The sequence below is a fragment of the Mycolicibacterium houstonense genome, assembly GCF_900078665.2.
In the GTDB taxonomy this organism is placed as follows: domain Bacteria; phylum Actinomycetota; class Actinomycetes; order Mycobacteriales; family Mycobacteriaceae; genus Mycobacterium; species Mycobacterium houstonense.
In genome coordinates this window covers 3,258,662-3,275,225 of sequence record NZ_LT546207.1, presented here as the reverse complement: position 1 = coordinate 3,275,225, position 16,564 = coordinate 3,258,662, and the positions used below count along the sequence as shown (strand labels likewise).

Annotated in this window: 16 protein-coding genes and 1 pseudogene; 9 read left to right on the top strand and 8 right to left on the bottom strand. The window is 66.1% G+C overall.

Annotated elements, in window-relative coordinates; genetic code table 11:
• Window positions 1-11: 11 nt before the first annotated feature.
• Together BN4332_RS16625 and BN4332_RS16620 are read left to right on the top strand one after the other, a co-directional pair.
• Window positions 12-455 carry a carboxymuconolactone decarboxylase family protein gene (locus tag BN4332_RS16625; RefSeq protein ID WP_003879857.1) on the top strand — a complete coding sequence of 148 codons (444 nt, stop codon included), beginning with the start codon at window positions 12-14 and terminating at the stop codon, window positions 453-455.
• Window positions 445-1,671, top strand: coding sequence for a hypothetical protein (locus BN4332_RS16620; protein WP_066899755.1), 1,227 nt, complete (start codon window positions 445-447; stop codon window positions 1,669-1,671). The genes BN4332_RS16625 and BN4332_RS16620 overlap by 11 nt, the downstream gene beginning before the upstream one ends.
• Window positions 1,672-1,688: 17 nt before the next feature.
• On the opposite strand, the gene BN4332_RS16615 is transcribed toward BN4332_RS16620, so the two are convergent.
• From BN4332_RS16615 to BN4332_RS16605, 3 genes are read right to left on the bottom strand one after another with little or no spacing between them, the layout of a single operon-like run.
• Entirely contained in the window at window positions 1,689-2,297 is a 609-nt protein-coding gene (locus tag BN4332_RS16615) for a sensor domain-containing protein (RefSeq protein ID WP_235654280.1), read from the bottom strand.
• Window positions 2,298-2,317: 20 nt separating this feature from the next.
• Window positions 2,318-2,935, bottom strand: coding sequence for a sensor domain-containing protein (locus tag BN4332_RS16610; protein ID WP_074133093.1), 618 nt, complete (start codon window positions 2,933-2,935; stop codon window positions 2,318-2,320).
• Entirely contained in the window at window positions 2,932-3,561 is a 630-nt protein-coding gene (locus BN4332_RS16605; protein WP_200820309.1) for an EspA/EspE family type VII secretion system effector, read from the bottom strand. The genes BN4332_RS16610 and BN4332_RS16605 overlap by 4 nt, the downstream gene beginning before the upstream one ends.
• 121 nt (window positions 3,562-3,682) lie before the next feature.
• On the opposite strand from BN4332_RS16605, the gene BN4332_RS16600 reads away from it, so the two are divergent.
• Entirely contained in the window at window positions 3,683-4,390 is a 708-nt protein-coding gene (locus BN4332_RS16600) for a M15 family metallopeptidase (RefSeq protein ID WP_096866923.1), read from the top strand.
• Between the two features lie 12 nt (window positions 4,391-4,402).
• Here BN4332_RS16600 and BN4332_RS16595 read toward each other — a convergent pair whose 3' ends face one another.
• Together BN4332_RS16595 and BN4332_RS16590 are read right to left on the bottom strand one after the other, a co-directional pair.
• The gene (locus BN4332_RS16595; protein ID WP_066899749.1) at window positions 4,403-5,032 is read right to left on the bottom strand and encodes a TetR/AcrR family transcriptional regulator; all 630 of its coding nucleotides are present in this window, start codon (window positions 5,030-5,032) and stop codon (window positions 4,403-4,405) included.
• Window positions 5,033-5,070: 38 nt separating this feature from the next.
• Complete coding sequence (locus BN4332_RS16590) at window positions 5,071-6,297, bottom strand: cytochrome P450 (RefSeq protein WP_200820419.1); 1,227 nt, start codon at window positions 6,295-6,297, stop codon at window positions 5,071-5,073.
• 109 nt (window positions 6,298-6,406) lie between these two features.
• On the opposite strand from BN4332_RS16590, the gene purD reads away from it, so the two are divergent.
• Window positions 6,407-7,675, top strand: a complete 1,269-nt coding sequence (gene purD / locus BN4332_RS16585) for a phosphoribosylamine--glycine ligase (RefSeq protein ID WP_066899745.1) — start codon at window positions 6,407-6,409, stop codon at window positions 7,673-7,675.
• On the opposite strand, the gene BN4332_RS16580 is transcribed toward purD, so the two are convergent.
• Entirely contained in the window at window positions 7,672-8,505 is an 834-nt protein-coding gene (locus tag BN4332_RS16580; RefSeq protein ID WP_066899832.1) for an alpha/beta hydrolase, read from the bottom strand. The two genes, purD and BN4332_RS16580, sit on opposite strands and share 4 nt — an antisense overlap.
• A 125-nt stretch (window positions 8,506-8,630) precedes the next feature.
• Between BN4332_RS16580 and BN4332_RS16575 the strand changes: the two genes are divergently transcribed.
• Both BN4332_RS16575 and BN4332_RS16570 read left to right on the top strand, forming a co-directional pair.
• Window positions 8,631-9,269: a TetR/AcrR family transcriptional regulator gene (locus BN4332_RS16575; RefSeq protein WP_066899743.1), complete on the top strand. Its 639-nt coding sequence runs from the start codon at window positions 8,631-8,633 to the stop codon at window positions 9,267-9,269.
• 10 nt (window positions 9,270-9,279) lie between these two features.
• On the top strand, window positions 9,280-10,734 hold the full coding sequence (locus tag BN4332_RS16570) for an APC family permease (RefSeq protein WP_066899741.1): 1,455 nt from the start codon (window positions 9,280-9,282) through the stop codon (window positions 10,732-10,734).
• On the opposite strand, the gene relZ is transcribed toward BN4332_RS16570, so the two are convergent.
• Entirely contained in the window at window positions 10,731-12,449 is a 1,719-nt protein-coding gene (gene relZ, locus BN4332_RS16565; RefSeq protein ID WP_066899739.1) for a bifunctional ribonuclease/(p)ppGpp synthase, read from the bottom strand. The genes BN4332_RS16570 and relZ overlap by 4 nt on opposite strands.
• 50 nt (window positions 12,450-12,499) lie before the next feature.
• On the opposite strand from relZ, the pseudogene purB reads away from it, so the two are divergent.
• From purB to BN4332_RS16550, 3 genes and pseudogenes are all read left to right on the top strand, one after another.
• A pseudogene (gene purB, locus BN4332_RS16560) lies at window positions 12,500-13,813 on the top strand (adenylosuccinate lyase); the annotation flags it as partial.
• Between the two features lie 36 nt (window positions 13,814-13,849).
• The gene (locus tag BN4332_RS16555) at window positions 13,850-15,052 is read left to right on the top strand and encodes a cytochrome P450 (RefSeq protein ID WP_096867099.1); all 1,203 of its coding nucleotides are present in this window, start codon (window positions 13,850-13,852) and stop codon (window positions 15,050-15,052) included.
• 10 nt (window positions 15,053-15,062) lie between these two features.
• Window positions 15,063-15,656: a DUF1707 SHOCT-like domain-containing protein gene (locus BN4332_RS16550; protein WP_066899737.1), complete on the top strand. Its 594-nt coding sequence runs from the start codon at window positions 15,063-15,065 to the stop codon at window positions 15,654-15,656.
• Here the strand turns inward: BN4332_RS16550 and BN4332_RS16545 are convergent.
• Window positions 15,601-16,500: a type IV toxin-antitoxin system AbiEi family antitoxin domain-containing protein gene (locus BN4332_RS16545; protein WP_066899735.1), complete on the bottom strand. Its 900-nt coding sequence runs from the start codon at window positions 16,498-16,500 to the stop codon at window positions 15,601-15,603. The two genes, BN4332_RS16550 and BN4332_RS16545, sit on opposite strands and share 56 nt — an antisense overlap.
• Window positions 16,501-16,564: the final 64 nt, after the last annotated feature.

Here is a 16,564-nt window from a genome sequence, read left to right as displayed (position 1 = left end):
GAGAACTTTCTATGGACGAGTTGCGCGCCAAGGGCCTGGCCAAGATGAACGAGGTCTACGGCTGGGAGATGCCGAACATCGAGGGAGATCCCTACTTCGATCTCACCGTGGATCACCTGTTCGGCAGCATCTGGACCAAGCCCGGGCTGTCGATGCGGGAGAAGCGGCTGATGACGTTGTCGGCGGTGACCGCCGTCGGCTCGCAGGACCTCGCCGAGATCCAGGTCAATGCCGCGTTGCTCAACGGTGAGTTCACCGAAGAAGAGCTCAAGGACATCGCGATCTTCCTCACCCAGTACCTCGGATTCCCGCTCGGCTCTGCGCTCAACGGCACGGTGTCCAAGGTCGTGGCCAAGCGGCGCAAGGCCGCCGAGAAGGGGCTGGCCGAGGATCGGAAAGCGAACGTCAATGCCGCAGTCAAGATGAACACCGGGAGCGAGCTCGATGACAAGTAGGTACGCCTCGCTGACCCGCGAGCAGCTGGTCAAGCTGGTGCCCGAGCTGCTGCTCATGGGGCAGATGATCGACCGCTCCGGGATGGCTTGGTGCATCAGCAATTTCGGCCGGCCGGAGATGCTGCAGATCGCCATCGAGGAATGGGCGGCATCCAGTCCGATCTACACCAGGCGGATGCAGAAGGCGCTCAAATACGAGGGCGTCGACGTCATCACGATCTTCAAAGGGTTGCAGCTCGACATCGGTGCCCCGCCGCAGTTTATGGACTTCCGGTACACCGTCCATGACCGCTGGCACGGCGAGTTTCACCTCGATCACTGCGGTGCGCTGCTCGACGTCGAGCCGATGGGCGAGGACTACGTGCGCGGAATGTGCCACGACATCGAGGACCCGACCTTCGACGCCACCGCGCTGGCCACCAACCGCAAGTGCCAGGTGCGTCCCATTCACCGGCCGCCCCGGACACCCGCCGACCGGCAGCCGCACTGTGCCTGGACCGTCATCATCGACGAGTCCTACCCCGAGGTCGACGACATCCCGGCACTCGAAGTGATCGGCCGGACCCGGGCTGCGCAAACGGTTTTGGATGCCATCGATCCCTCCGATGAAGGAGCCTCCGACTACTCGGGGCCGTTGTTGTCGGACTTCGACTTCGCGGCGTTCTCGCACTCGGCTCTGGTCCGAATCGCCGACGAAGTGTGTCTGCAGATGCACCTGCTGAACCTGTCGTTCATTCTGGCGGTGGGTGCACGGGCCGGGGCGAATACCGAACTCGCGACAGAGATCTGCACCAAGCAGCTGATCGGCGTGGCCGGCCTGGGTGCCGAGCGCATCCACCGGGCGCTGAATCTGCCCGGTGGTATCGATGGTGCGGTGCGGGTCCTCGAGTTGCATCCGATGTTCAATCCCGCGGCATACGTCGACGCCGAGTTCGGTCCCGACACGGTGTCGGTGCGCCGCTCGCCGGCACACGAAGACGGTTCCTGGGTGGCCCTCACCGGGCCCGCCGAGACCCGGCCGTTGGAGGCCGTCGTCGCCGCAGTCAACCCCCACCTTTCCGTCGAGGTCATCGGCTCGGATACCGAGTGGACCGCTCGTATTATCGAAACTGGTGCCGCAGCAAAGGAATTCGATGAGGTCGCGGTGACGAAGTTCAGCGGTGGCGCCTCGTTCGTATTCGAGCCGCGGAAGTCACTGCCGCTGACCGTCGTGTGACTCTCGCGCCCATCAGCTCAGTCTTGCTGTCTGGCTAGCTGGTCGGAGATCTTGGATACGACGTCATCAGTGTTGAACGGACCGATCGCGGACACATAGATCACAGCTGATTGCGCGATACGGTAGACGTAGTTCGCCTCTTCGCCGTCGAACACGATTGTCGATGGGTCGGGGCGGCGCGGAACTTTGCTGAAATACTCGATATTGGCTGCGGCACAACGCGGTACGGCATCCTGAAGTCGGTTGAACGTGGCTTGCGCCTGGGCGTTGTCGGGATAGACGGCGATCGTCTGGACGACGTTGACGATTGGCGGTATGAACGGATCATCGATCGTGGCACTGTGGACGACACGCCGGAACTGTGTCCAGTCAGTGCCGAAGACAGTCGGTTCGTGGTACACGGCAAGGCAAGGTTCGGGAATGTCCGGGTACGCCGTAGGCGCTGTTCGCTCAGCGTCTGAATTTTCCTGGAATTCAGGAATGCCTGAGATGTTCCGTACGACTTCTACTGAGACTACGTTTAATTCAACGCTTTTCGGCGTCGTAGTCGCATCGGTTCCTGACGTGCAAGCTTGTGCCAGCAAAGTAAAACAGCAGACGCTTGCGCAGTATGCGCCCCTACCCATGGTAGACAACAACTTTCGTGTCACGGTTGGGCCTGTTGGAGTTGGTCGAGCACTGCGAGTGCGACGCGGTCATCGTCGGTCAATCCGAGCGACGACACACTGAACACCGTCGACGATGTCAAGCGGTACGCCGTGTCCCCACCTCGGCCATCCAGAAGAATGGTTGATTCGTCTGGTTGCCGCACTGCCGCGTCGTACGATTCTATCCCCGCTTTAACACAGTGAGGAACAGCCGCTCTCAATGAGTCGAAGGTAGCTTCGGCGGTGTGGCGGTCGGGGTATACCGCTACCGTTTGGGTGATTCTTGCGAAGCCGGGTATCAGTGGGTGCTTGATCACCGCACCGTAGGCCACCGTCCGAAACTGTTCTGTGCCGGAACCGAATACGGTGACATCGTCGTAAACCGAACGGCATGGTTCCGGTGTGTTCGGGTCGGATGATGGGCCGGCCAAATCCCAATCTGGCTCTGGTCTGAAGTCCTGAATTTGTGAAATGGCCCGTACATCGTTGATAGAAAGCACGATTGGCGTGGCGCGTGGCGATGGTGAACTGGAGGGTGTTGTCTCGCCCGATCCTGTGGCGCATGCAGTTGCCAAGAGCAGCGCCAAGCAGCTCGCGGCCGTTCGGATCTGCGTCATGGCAGCCGTGGTCTCGCGAAACTAGCGCCTCTGATGGCGCCCGAAGTGCTGGTAGGCGCCGAGGTTATATCGCCATCATCAGTGTATGTAGGAGAATTCAGTTTCGACACGTCGGCTCGATTTTTCGGCGGGTGGCTGCCGGCGGTTTCCTCATATACTCTGCCGAGTGCGCGCACCCGTTCGCCAATGGCACCCATTTCCTCAGTGGACTGCTGCACGGTGTCGCTGACCTGACTGAGGCCGCGGCGAGCCAGGATCATTCGCATCGTCTCGCCGGACTGGCCGCCGGGGAGTGCAGCCGCCATGCTCTGCACCCAACTCTGCGTCTGTTCGAGATTCTGCCGACCGGAATTGACCACCTCGGCCGCCCGGCTGATCTCGGCCGCCATGCGCTGGTCGAGATCCGCGAGCTTGCCGTAGACAGCGGCGTGTTCGGCATTCTTGGCGGCATACGCCTGCGAGGCCGTGCCCTGCCAGCGGTCGTCGGGCGCAGCTGACTCGATGGTCGATTGCATCTGGCGGAGTCGCTCACTGCCGTCGAACTCATCACCCGTTTTGGGCGCACCCGCACCGAACGTGGTGCGCGCTTGCGACCACGTCGTGTAGAAGGCGTCGAGTGCCCCCATGCTTCACCGCCCCGGCTGAGTGTCGGGCTCAAGTCTAAGTCCCGGCAAACGTCTGCCCTGGCGCCAATTTTCCTCTCTGGGATCACGGCGGATGGTCATCCCCGCGATCTAGAGTGATGGGGTGGGCATCGCTACCGTCCGCGCATGTGCCCTGGTGGCAGGCCTGATGGCCGGGTGCACGGCGGCGTGTGCCGATGGTCCACCCGAACCGGTGCGGGCACCCGAAACCACCTCGGCCTCGCCGCAGCATTCGCCGCCCAGTGCGAAGCCGGAGCAACCCGCGTGGGTACAACCCGTCGACGCGGCGGCTCTGGGTGCCAGCTGGCGGCCGGGTTGCCCCGTACCGCCCGCCGGCCTTCGCCGAATCACGCTGTCGTATCTCGGTTTTGACGGCAGAACCCACCGCGGTGAGTTGGTCGTACACCGTGATGTGGTCAGCGATGTGATCGAGATCTTCAAAGTCTTGTACTCGGCGCGATTCCCGGTCGAGAAGATGCGCCCGGTGGAGCACTATCCGCGCGCCGACGATGAGCTGTCCATGCAGGACAACAACACCTCGGCGTTCAATTGCCGGTCGCTGCCGAGTGGGTCGTGGTCATTGCACGCCTACGGTCGCGCCATCGACATCAATCCGCTGGTGAACCCGTACATCTCGGCCTCTGGTGACTTGCAGCCGGCCACCGCGCGAGCATATCTGGACCGTGCCCGCACTGATCAGGGGATGATCCGAGACGGAGATGTCGTGGTGCGGACGTTCGTCGAGCGGGGCTGGCGGTGGGGTGGTCATTGGCGTGACCCGGTCGACTACCAGCACTTCGAACGACGCTGATGTCCAAAGGTCCTACACGCCGGCCGGCGGGCTCTCGGACGCCGGATGCCCGGCCACCACCGCCGAGCCGACCCACCGGCGCAGGTAGCTGCGCAGTGCTTCGCCGGTCCGCGGGGGCCGGCCCGGGTCGATGACGAAGGACTGGATGATCCGCAGCAGGTGCTCGGCAAGCTCGTCGAGATCGGCGTCGGTGTAGCCGAGGCCGGCCCAGTCGACGTCGAACTTGCGCAGCAGGGCGCGGGCAAAGTCGACCGCGACGTCGGAGGTCACCGACTCGGTATGCGCGTCGGCGCGGCCCGGGGCGACCAGCAATCCGATGTGCTTGTCCTCGGGCAGCCACTCCAGCGCGATGGCGATGCCTTCGGCGACCGCCTCCACCGGGTCGGTGACGCCCTGCAGGTGGGCAGCCACCCGGTCCAGGAAGTCGCTGGCCGCATTGACCGCCGACGCCACCAGCAGGGCGTCTGTGCTCGGAAAATAGCGGTACACGGTCTGGCGGGTCACGCCGAGGCTGCGTGCCACGTCGGCGATGGAGAAGTCGGCGCCCCGCTCGTCGATGGCGTTACCCGCGGCGGCGAGGATGCGGGCAATTGCCTCCTCGTCGCTGGCCGGCGCTGAGCCAGACCACCCGTGCGTACGCATGGGCGAATCCTAGAACAACGAGCGGGTCAGACCGCCGGTCAACCGTGGTAGGAGACCGGCAACTCCTTGACGCCGTTGATCCAGCCGGACCGCAGACGTTGCGGCTCACCGAGTTTGGTGATGTCGGGGATCTGGTCGGCGATCTGGTTGAACATCAGCTTGATCTCCATCCGCGCCAGATTGGCACCGATGCAGTAGTGGGCTCCGTTGCCGCCGAAGGCCAGGTGGGGGTTGGGATTGCGCAGGATATTGAACTGGAACGGGGATTCGAAGACTTCTTCGTCATAGTTGGCCGAGCTGTAGAACAGGCCGACGCGCTGCCCGGCCTTCACGGTCACGTCACCGATCGGTGTGTCGACCAGTGCGGTGCGTTGGAAGCAGTGCACCGGTGTGGCCCAGCGGATGATTTCGTCGACCGCGGTCTCCGGCCGCTCCCGCTTGAAAAGCTCCCACTGGTCGGGGTTTTCGAGGAACGCATTCATCCCGTGCGTCATGGCGTTGCGGGTGGTCTCGTTGCCGGCCACGGCGAGCAGGATGACGAAGAACGCGAATTCCACCTCGCCGAGCGAATCACCATCGACATCCGCTTGCACCAGCCGCGTCACGATGTCATCGGCCGGACACTTCCGCCGCTGCTCGGCCATGGTGTAGGCGTAGCCCATCAGCTCGGCGTTGGCCATCGTCGGGTCGCTGTCGAAATCCGGATCGTCGGTGTTCATGATGGCGTTGGTCCAGTGGAACAGCTTCTCCCGATCTTCCTCGGGAACGCCGATCAGATCCGCAATCGCCAGCAACGGCAGGCTCATCGCGATGTCGTCGACGAAGTTGCCGCTGTCCTTCTCGGCCGCCGCAGCCACGATCTCGCGGGCCGCCACGGCCAGTTTCTCCTCCAGCGTCGCCACCGAACGGGGGGTGAACAGCCGCGACACCAGCTTGCGCAGCCGGGTGTGCTCGGGAGCGTCGTGATTGATCAGCAGCGCCTTGGTGAGGTCGAGCTGTTCGGAGGTCACGCCTTCGGGGAGTCGCATGACCGCCCCCTTGGCGTTGGTCGACCACACCGCTCCGCCGTCGCGGGAGATGGTCTTGATGTCCTCGTGACGGGTGATCACCCAGTAACCGCCGTCGTTGAAGATCGATTCACCCTGCTCGTTCCACCACACCGGCGCCGTCTTGCGCAGCTGGGCGAACTCTTCGACGGGGATCCCGCGGAGCAGGACGTCGGGATCGGTGAAGTCGTACCCGGCACCGAACGGGCATGCATTCATGGTGGTCAAGGCGGGTCATCTCCCTCATGTGACGTCGAACACGTTCTAGCCTCGACCATACACTGTGGCGTCAAGTGTATGCCCGCACGTTTGCCGCTACGCTACGACCGTGCGCGTCCTCGTAATCGGATCCGGAGCCCGTGAACACGCCCTGCTGCTGGCCCTGCGCCGGGATCCGCAGGTGGAGGAATTGGCGGTGGCTCCCGGCAACGCCGGAACCCAGGCCATCGCCGACCAGTACGACGTCGACATCACCTCCGGTGAAGCCGTGGTGAAGCTGGCCAAACGTCTGGAGAGCGATCTGGTGGTGATCGGCCCCGAGGTCCCGCTGGTGCTCGGCGTGGCCGACGCGATACGCGCCGCCGGTATCGCCTGCTTCGGCGCCAGCAAGGACGCCGCCCGCATCGAGGGCTCGAAGGCTTTCGCCAAGGACGTGATGGCCGCGGCGGGGGTACGCACCGCGAGCAGCGAGATCGTCGACAACCCCGGCCACCTCGACGCCGCGCTCGACCGCTTCGGGCCGCCCGCCGGTCAGGCCGCCTGGGTGGTCAAGGATGACGGCCTGGCCGCCGGGAAGGGCGTGGTGGTGAGCGCCGACCGCGATGCCGCCCGCGCCCACGCCGCGAGCCTGCTCGACTCCGGCCACCCCGTCCTGTTGGAGTCGTTCCTCGACGGCCCCGAGGTGTCGCTGTTCTGTGTGGTCGACGGTGCCACCGTGGTGCCCTTGCTCCCCGCGCAGGACTTCAAGCGCGTGGGCGACGGAGACACCGGGCCCAACACCGGCGGCATGGGCGCCTACGCGCCACTGCCGTGGCTGTCCGACGAGGTGAAGAACCAGATCGTCGACGAGGTCGTCAAACCCGTTGCGGCAGAACTGGTTGCCCGCGGCAGCTCGTTCTCGGGGCTGCTCTACGCCGGACTGGCAATCACCTCGAACGGTCCGGCCGTGGTGGAGTTCAACTGTCGCTTCGGCGATCCGGAGACACAATCCGTTCTGGCCCTGCTGGATTCACCGCTCGGCCAGCTGCTGTACGCCGCGGCCACCGGTGAGCTCGCCTCCTTCGGAGACCTGCAGTGGCGCGACGGCTATGCGGTAACCATCGTGGTGGCCGCGGAGAACTACCCGGGCCGGCCGCGCGTCGGCGACGTCATCCACGGGGCGGAGGCCGACGGGGTGCTGCACGCCGGCACCGCGCGCCGCGACGACGGCGCGGTGACGTCCTCTGGCGGCCGCGTGCTCTCGGTGGTCGGCACCGGGCCGGACCTGCCGGCCGCGCGTGACGCCGCATACACCCTGGCGAAGTCGATCCGCTTGCCGGGCAGCCATTTTCGCAGTGATATCGGGTTGGCCGCCGCCGAAGGCCGAATCAGCCTCTAGGCGACGAGCAGCGGGGCCATCCAGGAGATTTCGGCCGGCAGCTGCGAACTCCAGAACCCACCGTCGTGACCGCCGGGAGAGAACCCGCCGGCGGGCGGGTTGGGCAGTTGGGCGATGAACTGCTTGGTGGCCGAATAGAACGGATCGCTGTTGCCGCAATCGATCCGAATCGGGATCGAACCCAGCGCGGGCTGGCCCCAGACGCTGTTGGCGGCATAATCGGCGGCACTGTCGAAGGCGCCGGGCGCGGCGGCCCCGGACGACGTCCACAGCGCCGGGCTCACCGCGCAGATCGCGGCGGTCCGGGCCGGACCCAGCCGTGAGCCCAGCAGCAACGCGCCATAGCCGCCCATCGACCAGCCCAGGAACCCGACCCGCGACGTGTCCAGGCCTTGGTCGCCGAGCATCGGGATGAGCTCGTCGAGCACCATGGCGCCCGAGTCCTCGCCGGATGCGCGCTTGTGCCAATAACTTCCGCCACCGTCAACGGCAACGACGGCAAAGGGGGGCAGTCCGGCCGCGACGGCCTCCGCCAGGCCCTGTTCCACCCCGCCGGCCATCACCCCGGCAGCATCCTGTCCCTTGCCGTGCAGGGCGATCACCGGGCGCAGCTTGCCGGTCTGCCCTGGCGGGCGGGCGATGGCCCAGTTGGTGTTCGTGCCACCGCGGGCAGCCGAGACGAACGAGCCACTGGCGAACGTGGGAGCGGAAACCGGGCTGGCCGCAGCGAACGGGGCACCGGCGAGGGCCATGGCGCCGGCGGCGCCGGCGGCTGCACCGACGCCGAGGCGCAGGACTGCGCGACGGCTCAAGTTGGGCATGCCGGCCATCTTGCCATCGCCCGAAGGTGGCATTCGCCGGTGGCATTCTTGCGGTGTCACGTAACGGTGGCAAAACCTGAGTAAAGGCTGATGATTGGGCGAAACCCCCATGTGAAGAGGGCCTGGCTGGCAGCATGCTAAAGGTGACGGCAGCAGTCACTCCTAAAGGGGAGCGTCGGCGGTACGCCCTCGTCAGGGCGGCCGCTGAGTTGCTGTGTGAAGGCGGTTTCGACGCCGTGCGGCACCGCGCCGTGGCACGGCGGGCCGGGCTGCCGCTGGCCTCCACGACGTACTACTTCTCCTCACTCGACGACCTCATCGCGAAGGCGGTCGAATACATCGGCACCCGCGAAACCGAGCAACTGACGGCCGGTGTGGCCGCGCTCTCGAGGCGGCGTCGCGGTGCCGAGTCGACCGCTGACATCCTCGTCGATTTGTTGCTCGGCGAGTCGCCGGAGTGGCGCGGCACCGAGGAGTTGATCTCGCGCTACGAGCGTTACATCGCGTGCGCCCGGCAGCCCGGGCTGCGCGACATTCAGCGCCGTATCCTTCAACAGCGCACCGACGCTGTGGTCGAGGTGGTGGAACGCTCGGGCCGCTCGGTGCGGGCCGAACTGGTCACCGCCCTCGTGTGCGCCGTCGACGGAGCGGTTGTGGCATCGTTGGTCGACGAAGGGGAGGGGCCCAGAGCCAGTGCCCGCGCCACGTTGATCGACGTCATCGACGTGCTTGCGCCCGTCGACGAGCGGGCGGGTACGCGTCTGACCGGCTGAAGGAGGGGGAATGTCGCAACCCGCAACTGCGGAGAAGCCACAGCTGAAGCGGGTGATGGGGCCCGGTCTGCTGCTGCTGTTCGTCGTCGGAGACATCCTCGGCACGGGTGTGTATGCCCTGACCGGGCAGGTCGCCAAGGAAGTCGGTGGCGCCGCCTGGATCCCGTTCCTGGCGGCGTTCCTGATCGCCACCATCACCGCCTTCAGCTATCTGGAGCTGGTCACCAAGTATCCGCAGGCCGCCGGCGCAGCGCTCTACGCGCACAAGGCTTTCGGGATCCACTTCGTGACATTCCTGGTGGCCTTCATCGTGATGTGCTCCGGAATCACCTCGGCATCAACGGCATCGAGATTCTTCGCGATCAGCTTCTTCGACGCGATCGAGGTCAACTTCGACCAGTTCTTCGACGATCATGTCGCCGGCCTGAAGACGGTCGGGGTCGTCCTGCTGGCCCTGCTGTTCATGGCCCTGATCGCCACGGTGAACCTGCGCGGTGTCAGTGAAAGCGTCAAGCTGAACGTGGTTCTCACGTTCATCGAGATCACCGGTCTGGTCATCGTGGTCACAGTGGGGCTGTGGGCGATCATCAGCGGTGTCGATGTCGACTTCTCCCGCGTCGTCGCGTTCGAGACAGCGGAACAGAAGAACGCGTTCGTCGCGGTCACGGCCGCCACGTCACTGGCCTTCTTCGCGATGGTGGGCTTCGAGGACTCGGTCAACATGGCCGAGGAGACCAAGGACCCGGTGCGGATCTTCCCGAAAGTGTTGTTGACCGGCCTTGGCATCGCGGGCTTGGTCTACGTGGTCGTGGCCGTCATCGCCGTCGCCCTCGTCCCGGTCGGCGTCCTGTCCGAATCGGACTCCTCCCCGCTGGTGAAGGTGATGGAGGCCGCCGCACCGGGTCTGCCGTTCGCGAACATCCTGCCGATCATCTCGATGTTCGCGGTGTCGAACACCGCGCTGATCAACATGCTCATGGCCAGCCGGCTGATCTACGGGATGGCCCGTCAGCACGTCTTGCCGCCGGTGCTCGGAACCGTGCACCCGAAACGGCACACGCCATGGGTGGCAATCCTTTTCACCACGCTCATCGCATTCGGGCTGATCTTCTACGTGTCGGCCTTCGCCAGCGGCGACACCGTGGCGATCCTCGGCGGCACCACCTCACTGCTGCTGCTCGCGGTGTTCTCGGTGGTCAATGTCGCGGTGCTGGTGCTGCGTCGCGACGTTCGCGCCGAGGGCGGGCACTTCAAGACACCCACCGTCCTTCCCGTCATCGGGTTCATCGCGTCGATGTATCTGGTGCTGCCGACATCTGGCCGGCCGGCCGTGCAGTACGTGCTGGCCCTGGTGCTCGTCGTCATCGGCGTGGTGCTGTTCGTGATCACCAAGGCGATCAACCGGCAGCTGGGAATCCGTGGGCCGGGCATCACCGACCCGACCCACCTGGCCGACGCGCCCTAGGACTCGCTGCGCAGCTTCCCGATCCGGTTCTGCAGCAAGGCGATCCGATGCCCATTGCCGTCCAGTTCGATATAGCGCTCACCGAAGACCGCGAGCAGCGCATCATCGAGGCGGCGCACCGCGCCGGGAGGGAACCGGTAGTCCATCAGGCGGTTGATCTCATCGGTGTCCACCGAATCCAGCACGCCCGTCAGGGCATCCAGTGAGGTGATGCCGAGTTCGAGCAGCAGGCCTGAGATCCAGCCGTAGTGGTCGGTCCGCGACCAGCCGGCGTCGGCGAAGCGATGCCCCAGATAGGTGGCGAGCACCGGGGTGGCGATCCGCGCATCCTCCGATGGCTTCTCGTCCTCGTCGGACATGGTGAGGCGCAAGCGTTCCCGGATTTCGGTGAACTCGCGGTCGGCCAGCTCCAGCAGCCCGGCGGCCAGCGTGAACCGGCGGTCCAGCTCGCTGACATGCTCGGCCGGGATGGACCCCTTGTAGCGCACGTCGTGCTCGAACTCGGCCCACGCGTGCTGCAGCACGGTACGCACCTGGACCGACGCCGGATGCTGCTCACCTTCCACCCCGATCAGCAGATGCCGGCTGGCATACCCCCACCGGCCCTGCCGCGCGGTCTGCAGACCCATGTCCTGGTCGTCGAGCAGGCGCATCTCCTCGGCCAGCAGATTGGCCACCGCGTCGACATCCTCACGCAGATAGGTGATGACCCGCAGGCCCACTTGATCGGTGATCTCGACCAGCGGGTCGCTGTACATGCGGGTGCCGTCGGGGGCCCGGCGCTCGGCCTTCGTCGCGAACGATTCCACACTCTTGGTGCGTGCCGTGATACTCAGGTAGTTGATGCCCGCATCGTCGAGCAGCCCGGTCACCAGCTTGAGGTACTGCTCGGTGGCCGCCACCAGGTCAGGGCGCCGGGCCGCGTATTCGGCGACCGCCGCCGACAGCACCGGTTCACGGACCGGGGCCGTCCGGGTTCGCGGTCGCGGCAGACGATCGGCGGGCAGGGACGGGGTGACGATGTAACCCGAGGCGTAATCGCCGTAGATGGTCACGTCCTCGGGCCGGTGATACCAGTACAGCGCGATATAGGCGCACAGCAGGGCGTCGACCGGGTCCTCGTCGCGGTCCAGCTGCCCGGGCCGGGTGGCTGCCTCGATCCGCTTGCGTAGCTCCACCCAGCCGACGTTGCGGTTCGCCCGCAGCCTCGGCGTCGCGGTGTCGAGGTCCTCGATGAACGTCATCAACCGCAGCAGCTCGCGCTGCCGGTCACCGAAGGTGCCGCGCTTGTACTTCAGCGTCTTGTCGAGCCCGAACAGCGCGACGGTCGCCGGGTGCGGGTAGACCTCGATCGCGCGGCGGCTCGACGGCGACGACGGATCCAGGTCGAGACCCAGCGCCGCGGCGATGCGGGCGCCGCGCGGATGCTTGAACTCCGGCCGCTCGGTGAACGCCGGACGTGCCCCGGCGTCGAACCGCTGGAAATCCCGGTTGAGATCCCGCTCGCACGGACGGTGGCCCGTCGGGTTCTTCACGATGAGCGGTGCATCGATCGCGACCAGGCAGTCGCCGCTGACATACGGCTCGATGGCCGCCGCGATGTCGTCGTCGTCCTGCGCCACACCGACGTGGAGAACCCGGCCACCCGAGTCGATGACCGCGACACCCGTCTGATTCTTCTCGCCCCACGCGAGGTCGAGTCCGACGAAGTACATCCGTCCACTGTCTCATTGGTGACCCGGCCCGGGCCGTAAGCTGTGTGTTCGTGACGATCCCGAATGTTCTGGCCAACCGCTACGCCAGCGACGAAATGGTCGCGATCTGGTCGCCGGAGGCCAAGATCGTCGCCGAACGACGACTCTGGCTGGCCGTGCTGCGGGCACAGGTCGAGCTGGGTGTCCCCGTTCCCGACGGTGTGATCGACGACTACGAGCGCGTCCTGGAGAACGTCGACCTCGCCTCGATCGCCGCCCGCGAGCGCGTCACCCGCCACGACGTCAAGGCCCGCATCGAGGAGTTCAACGCGCTGGCCGGCCACGAGCACGTGCACAAGGGCATGACCAGCCGCGACCTCACCGAGAACGTCGAACAGCTGCAGATCCGCAATTCTTTGGAGCTGGTGTTCTCGCACGGAGTGGCGGTGGTGGCCCGGCTGGCCGAACGGTCGGTGGTCTACCGCGACCTGGTGATGGCCGGGCGTTCGCACAACGTCGCCGCGCAGGCCACCACGCTGGGCAAGCGGTTCGCCTCGGCGGCCGAAGAGACGCTGGTGGCCCTCACCCGGCTGCGTGAGCTCATCGACCGCTACCCGCTGCGCGGCATCAAGGGTCCGATGGGTACCGCCCAGGACATGCTCGATCTGTTCGACGGGGACACCGCCAAGCTTGCCGAGCTGGAGCGTCGGGTCGCCCAATTCCTGGGATTCACAGACGTTTTCACCAGCGTCGGGCAGGTGTACCCGCGCTCGCTCGACCACGACGTGCTCTCGGCGCTGGTGCAGGTGGGTGCCGGACCGTCCTCGCTGGCGCACACCATCCGGCTGATGGCCGGCCACGAGCTGGTGACCGAAGGCTTCGCGCCCGGGCAGGTCGGGTCCTCGGCCATGCCGCACAAGATGAACACCCGGTCGTGTGAGCGGGTCAACGGTCTGCAGGTGGTGCTGCGCGGCTACGCCTCGATGGCCGCCGAACTGGCCGGTGCGCAGTGGAACGAGGGCGACGTGTTCTGCTCGGTGGTGCGCCGCGTCGCACTGCCCGACGGGTTCTTCGCCATCGACGGGCAGACCGAGACCTTCCTGACCGTGCTCGACGAGTTCGGTGCCTACCCGGCCGTCATCCAGCGTGAGCTGGACCGCTACCTGCCGTTCCTGGCCACCACCCGCATCCTGATCGCCGCGGTCCGGGCCGGGGTGGGCCGCGAAACCGCGCACGAGGTGATCAAGGAACACGCCGTGGCCGTGGCTCTGGCGATGCGCGAGCAGGGACGTGAGCCCGATCTGCTGGACCGGCTGGCCGCCGACCCGCGGCTGCCGCTCGACCGGGCCGCCCTGGAAGCCGCACTGGCCGACAAGCAGGCCTTCACCTGTCTCTTATACACATNGTGCCATCTTGTGAGCCTGGCGGTCGATCTCACCGACCTGGACAACTTCGCCGCCGGATTCCCGCACGAGTTGTTCGCCGAGCACCGGCGCGAAGCCCCGGTGTACTGGCACGCGCCCACCGAACACACCCCGGACGGCGAAGGCTTCTGGTCCGTGGCCACCCACGCCGAAACGCTCTCGGTGCTGCGGGATGCCGAGACCTATTCGTCGGTGACCGGTGGTGACCGGCCCTACGGCGGCACCCTGCTGCAGGACCTGTCCATCGCCGGGCAGGTGCTCAACATGATGGACGACCCGCGCCATTCCGAGATCCGCCGGCTGGTCAGCTCCGGGCTGACGCCACGGATGATCCGGCGGGTCGAAGACGATCTGCGATCGCGGGCGCGCCGGTTGCTCGACGAGGTGGCGGCCGGCGAACCGCTGGACTTCCTGGTCGAGGTGGCCGCCGAACTGCCGATGCAGATGATCTGCATTCTGCTGGGAGTGCCTGAATCCGAACGGCATTGGCTGTTCCGCGCGATCGAGCCGCAGTTCGACTTCGGCGGCTCCCGCTCGGCGGCCATGGCGCAGATGACGGCCGAAGAGGCCGGATCCCGGATGTACACCTACGGGTCCGAGTTGATCGCGGCAAAGCGGGCTGAGCCGACCGACGACATGCTGTCGGTGGTGGCCAACGCGTCGGATGCCGAGATGAGCGATCTTGAGCTGTACCTGTTCTTCAGCCTGCTGTTCAGCGCCGGCGCCGAGACCACCCGCAATGCGGTGGCCGGCGGCCTGTTGGCGTTGATCGAGCATCCCGACCAGATGGCGTTGCTCCGTGACGATCTGGGTCTGCTGCCCACCGCGATCGAGGAGATGGTGCGCTGGACCTCGCCGTCGCCGTCCAAGCGGCGCACCGCAACCCGAGCGGTCACGCTGGGTGGCTGCGACATCGAGGCCGGGCAGAAGGTGCAGGTGTGGGAGGGGTCGGCGAACCGGGACGGTCTGGTGTTCGAGCGGCCGGACGTCTTCGACATCACGCGTAAACCCAACCCACACTTGGGTTTCGGCTACGGAGTCCACTACTGCCTGGGCGCCAACCTGGCCCGGCTGGAATTGCGCGTGCTGTTCGAGGAACTCCTGGGCCGGTTCTCGTCGGCCCGGTTGGCCAAGCCCGTCGAATGGGCCCGCAGCAACCGCCACACCGGGATCCGGCATCTGGTCGTGGAATTCGCCTAACCTCGGGACCATGGACTCAGGCCAACACGACCATCTCCGAGTCTCAGACGCCGAGCGCGCCAGAGTGGGACAACTGCTCGAACGCGCGGTGGGCGAAGGCATGATCACGCTCGACGAGTTCACCGAGCGCTACGACGCCGCACTGGCCGCCCGCACGCGCGGTGAGCTGAGCGCCGTCGTCGCCGATCTGCCGCTGGCGGCACCGGCCCCGGCACCGTCGCGTCCGGCGGTTGCGCCCGAGGAACTGCGCGGGTGGATGTCGTCGATCGTGCGTCGCGGCCAGTGGACCGTGACGCCCACCCTGCGCCTGAACACCCGGCTGTGCAGCACGACCCTCGACTTCACCTCGGCGGTCCTGCCCAGCCGGGTCGTCGAGATCCTCGTCGACGATTACTGCAGTTCGACCGAGATCATCGTGCCCACTGCGGCCACCGCCGACCTCAACGGCGTCAACGCCGTCGCCGGCAGCGCCACGGTCAAGGTACGCACCAGCCCGCCGTCGGACCAGCTGCATCTCATCGTGCGTGGCCGCGTGCGGATGGGCTCGGTCACCGTCCGGCACCCGTTCGGAAGCTGGCTGCGGCGACTGAGCGGTACTGGATAGCGCACCGAATCTCGGTGATCACCCGCTGCGGATACTCGGTGAGATCCAGCCAGGTGAACCGCAGCACCTGCCAGCCCATCAGCGCGATCTCGTTCTGTCGGACGCGGTCATTCTGGAAGACCTCCTGGTCGTGGTGGAACGCCCAGCCGTCGGTTTCGATCGCGAGCTTCTCGGCGGGAAAGGCCACGTCGATCACGTATCGGCCGAGGCGGTGGTTCGCCTTCCAGCCGGTGACGCCGGCTTCCTTGAGCAGCTTCACGAGCAGACGCTCGGCTTCGGATCTGGCCCCGTCGTCGGCGGCTTGCAGCAGAATGCGGGCGGCGGGCGAGCCGTGCCTGCCCTTGTTGTTCAGGTGTGCGCGCCACAGGTCACGCAGGTTGGTGTGCCGCTGCAACGCACTGTCCATGAGCTTGGCGCCGCCGCCACGCCGGACCGCCGCTTCGACCACGGTCAGCGGCAGCGCGGTCAGCCGCAGGCCCCTGCGTTCGACGATGTCGTGTGGGTCGAGGTCACGCCGGCGCAACTTGGTCTCAGGTCGACGCCGAAAATTGCTGACCTTCGGAACGGTGACTTCGATGGTTTCCGGGGCGTACGTTGTCACTCCGTGCCACCACGCCGCGGCAAGCCCACTGGCCGTTGCCTTCGTACCCAACGACCAGACCGCGACCCGGATTCGGGCGGCGTCGGTGAACGGTCGGTCATCGGCGAAGTAGACGCCGCGTGCACAGTGCAGCCATTTCCCGGACCGCACGCGGCGATGCACAGCTTGGCGTGAGAGGCCCGCCTGCGCGGCCTGAGCAAGCGTGATGACTCCGTCGTGGTCGCGCAAGTAGTCCTCAAGCATGCAGATTCGACGGCGTTACCGGTCGAACGGTTCCCGGTCCCGTGATTTGTGCACCTCCAGTAAC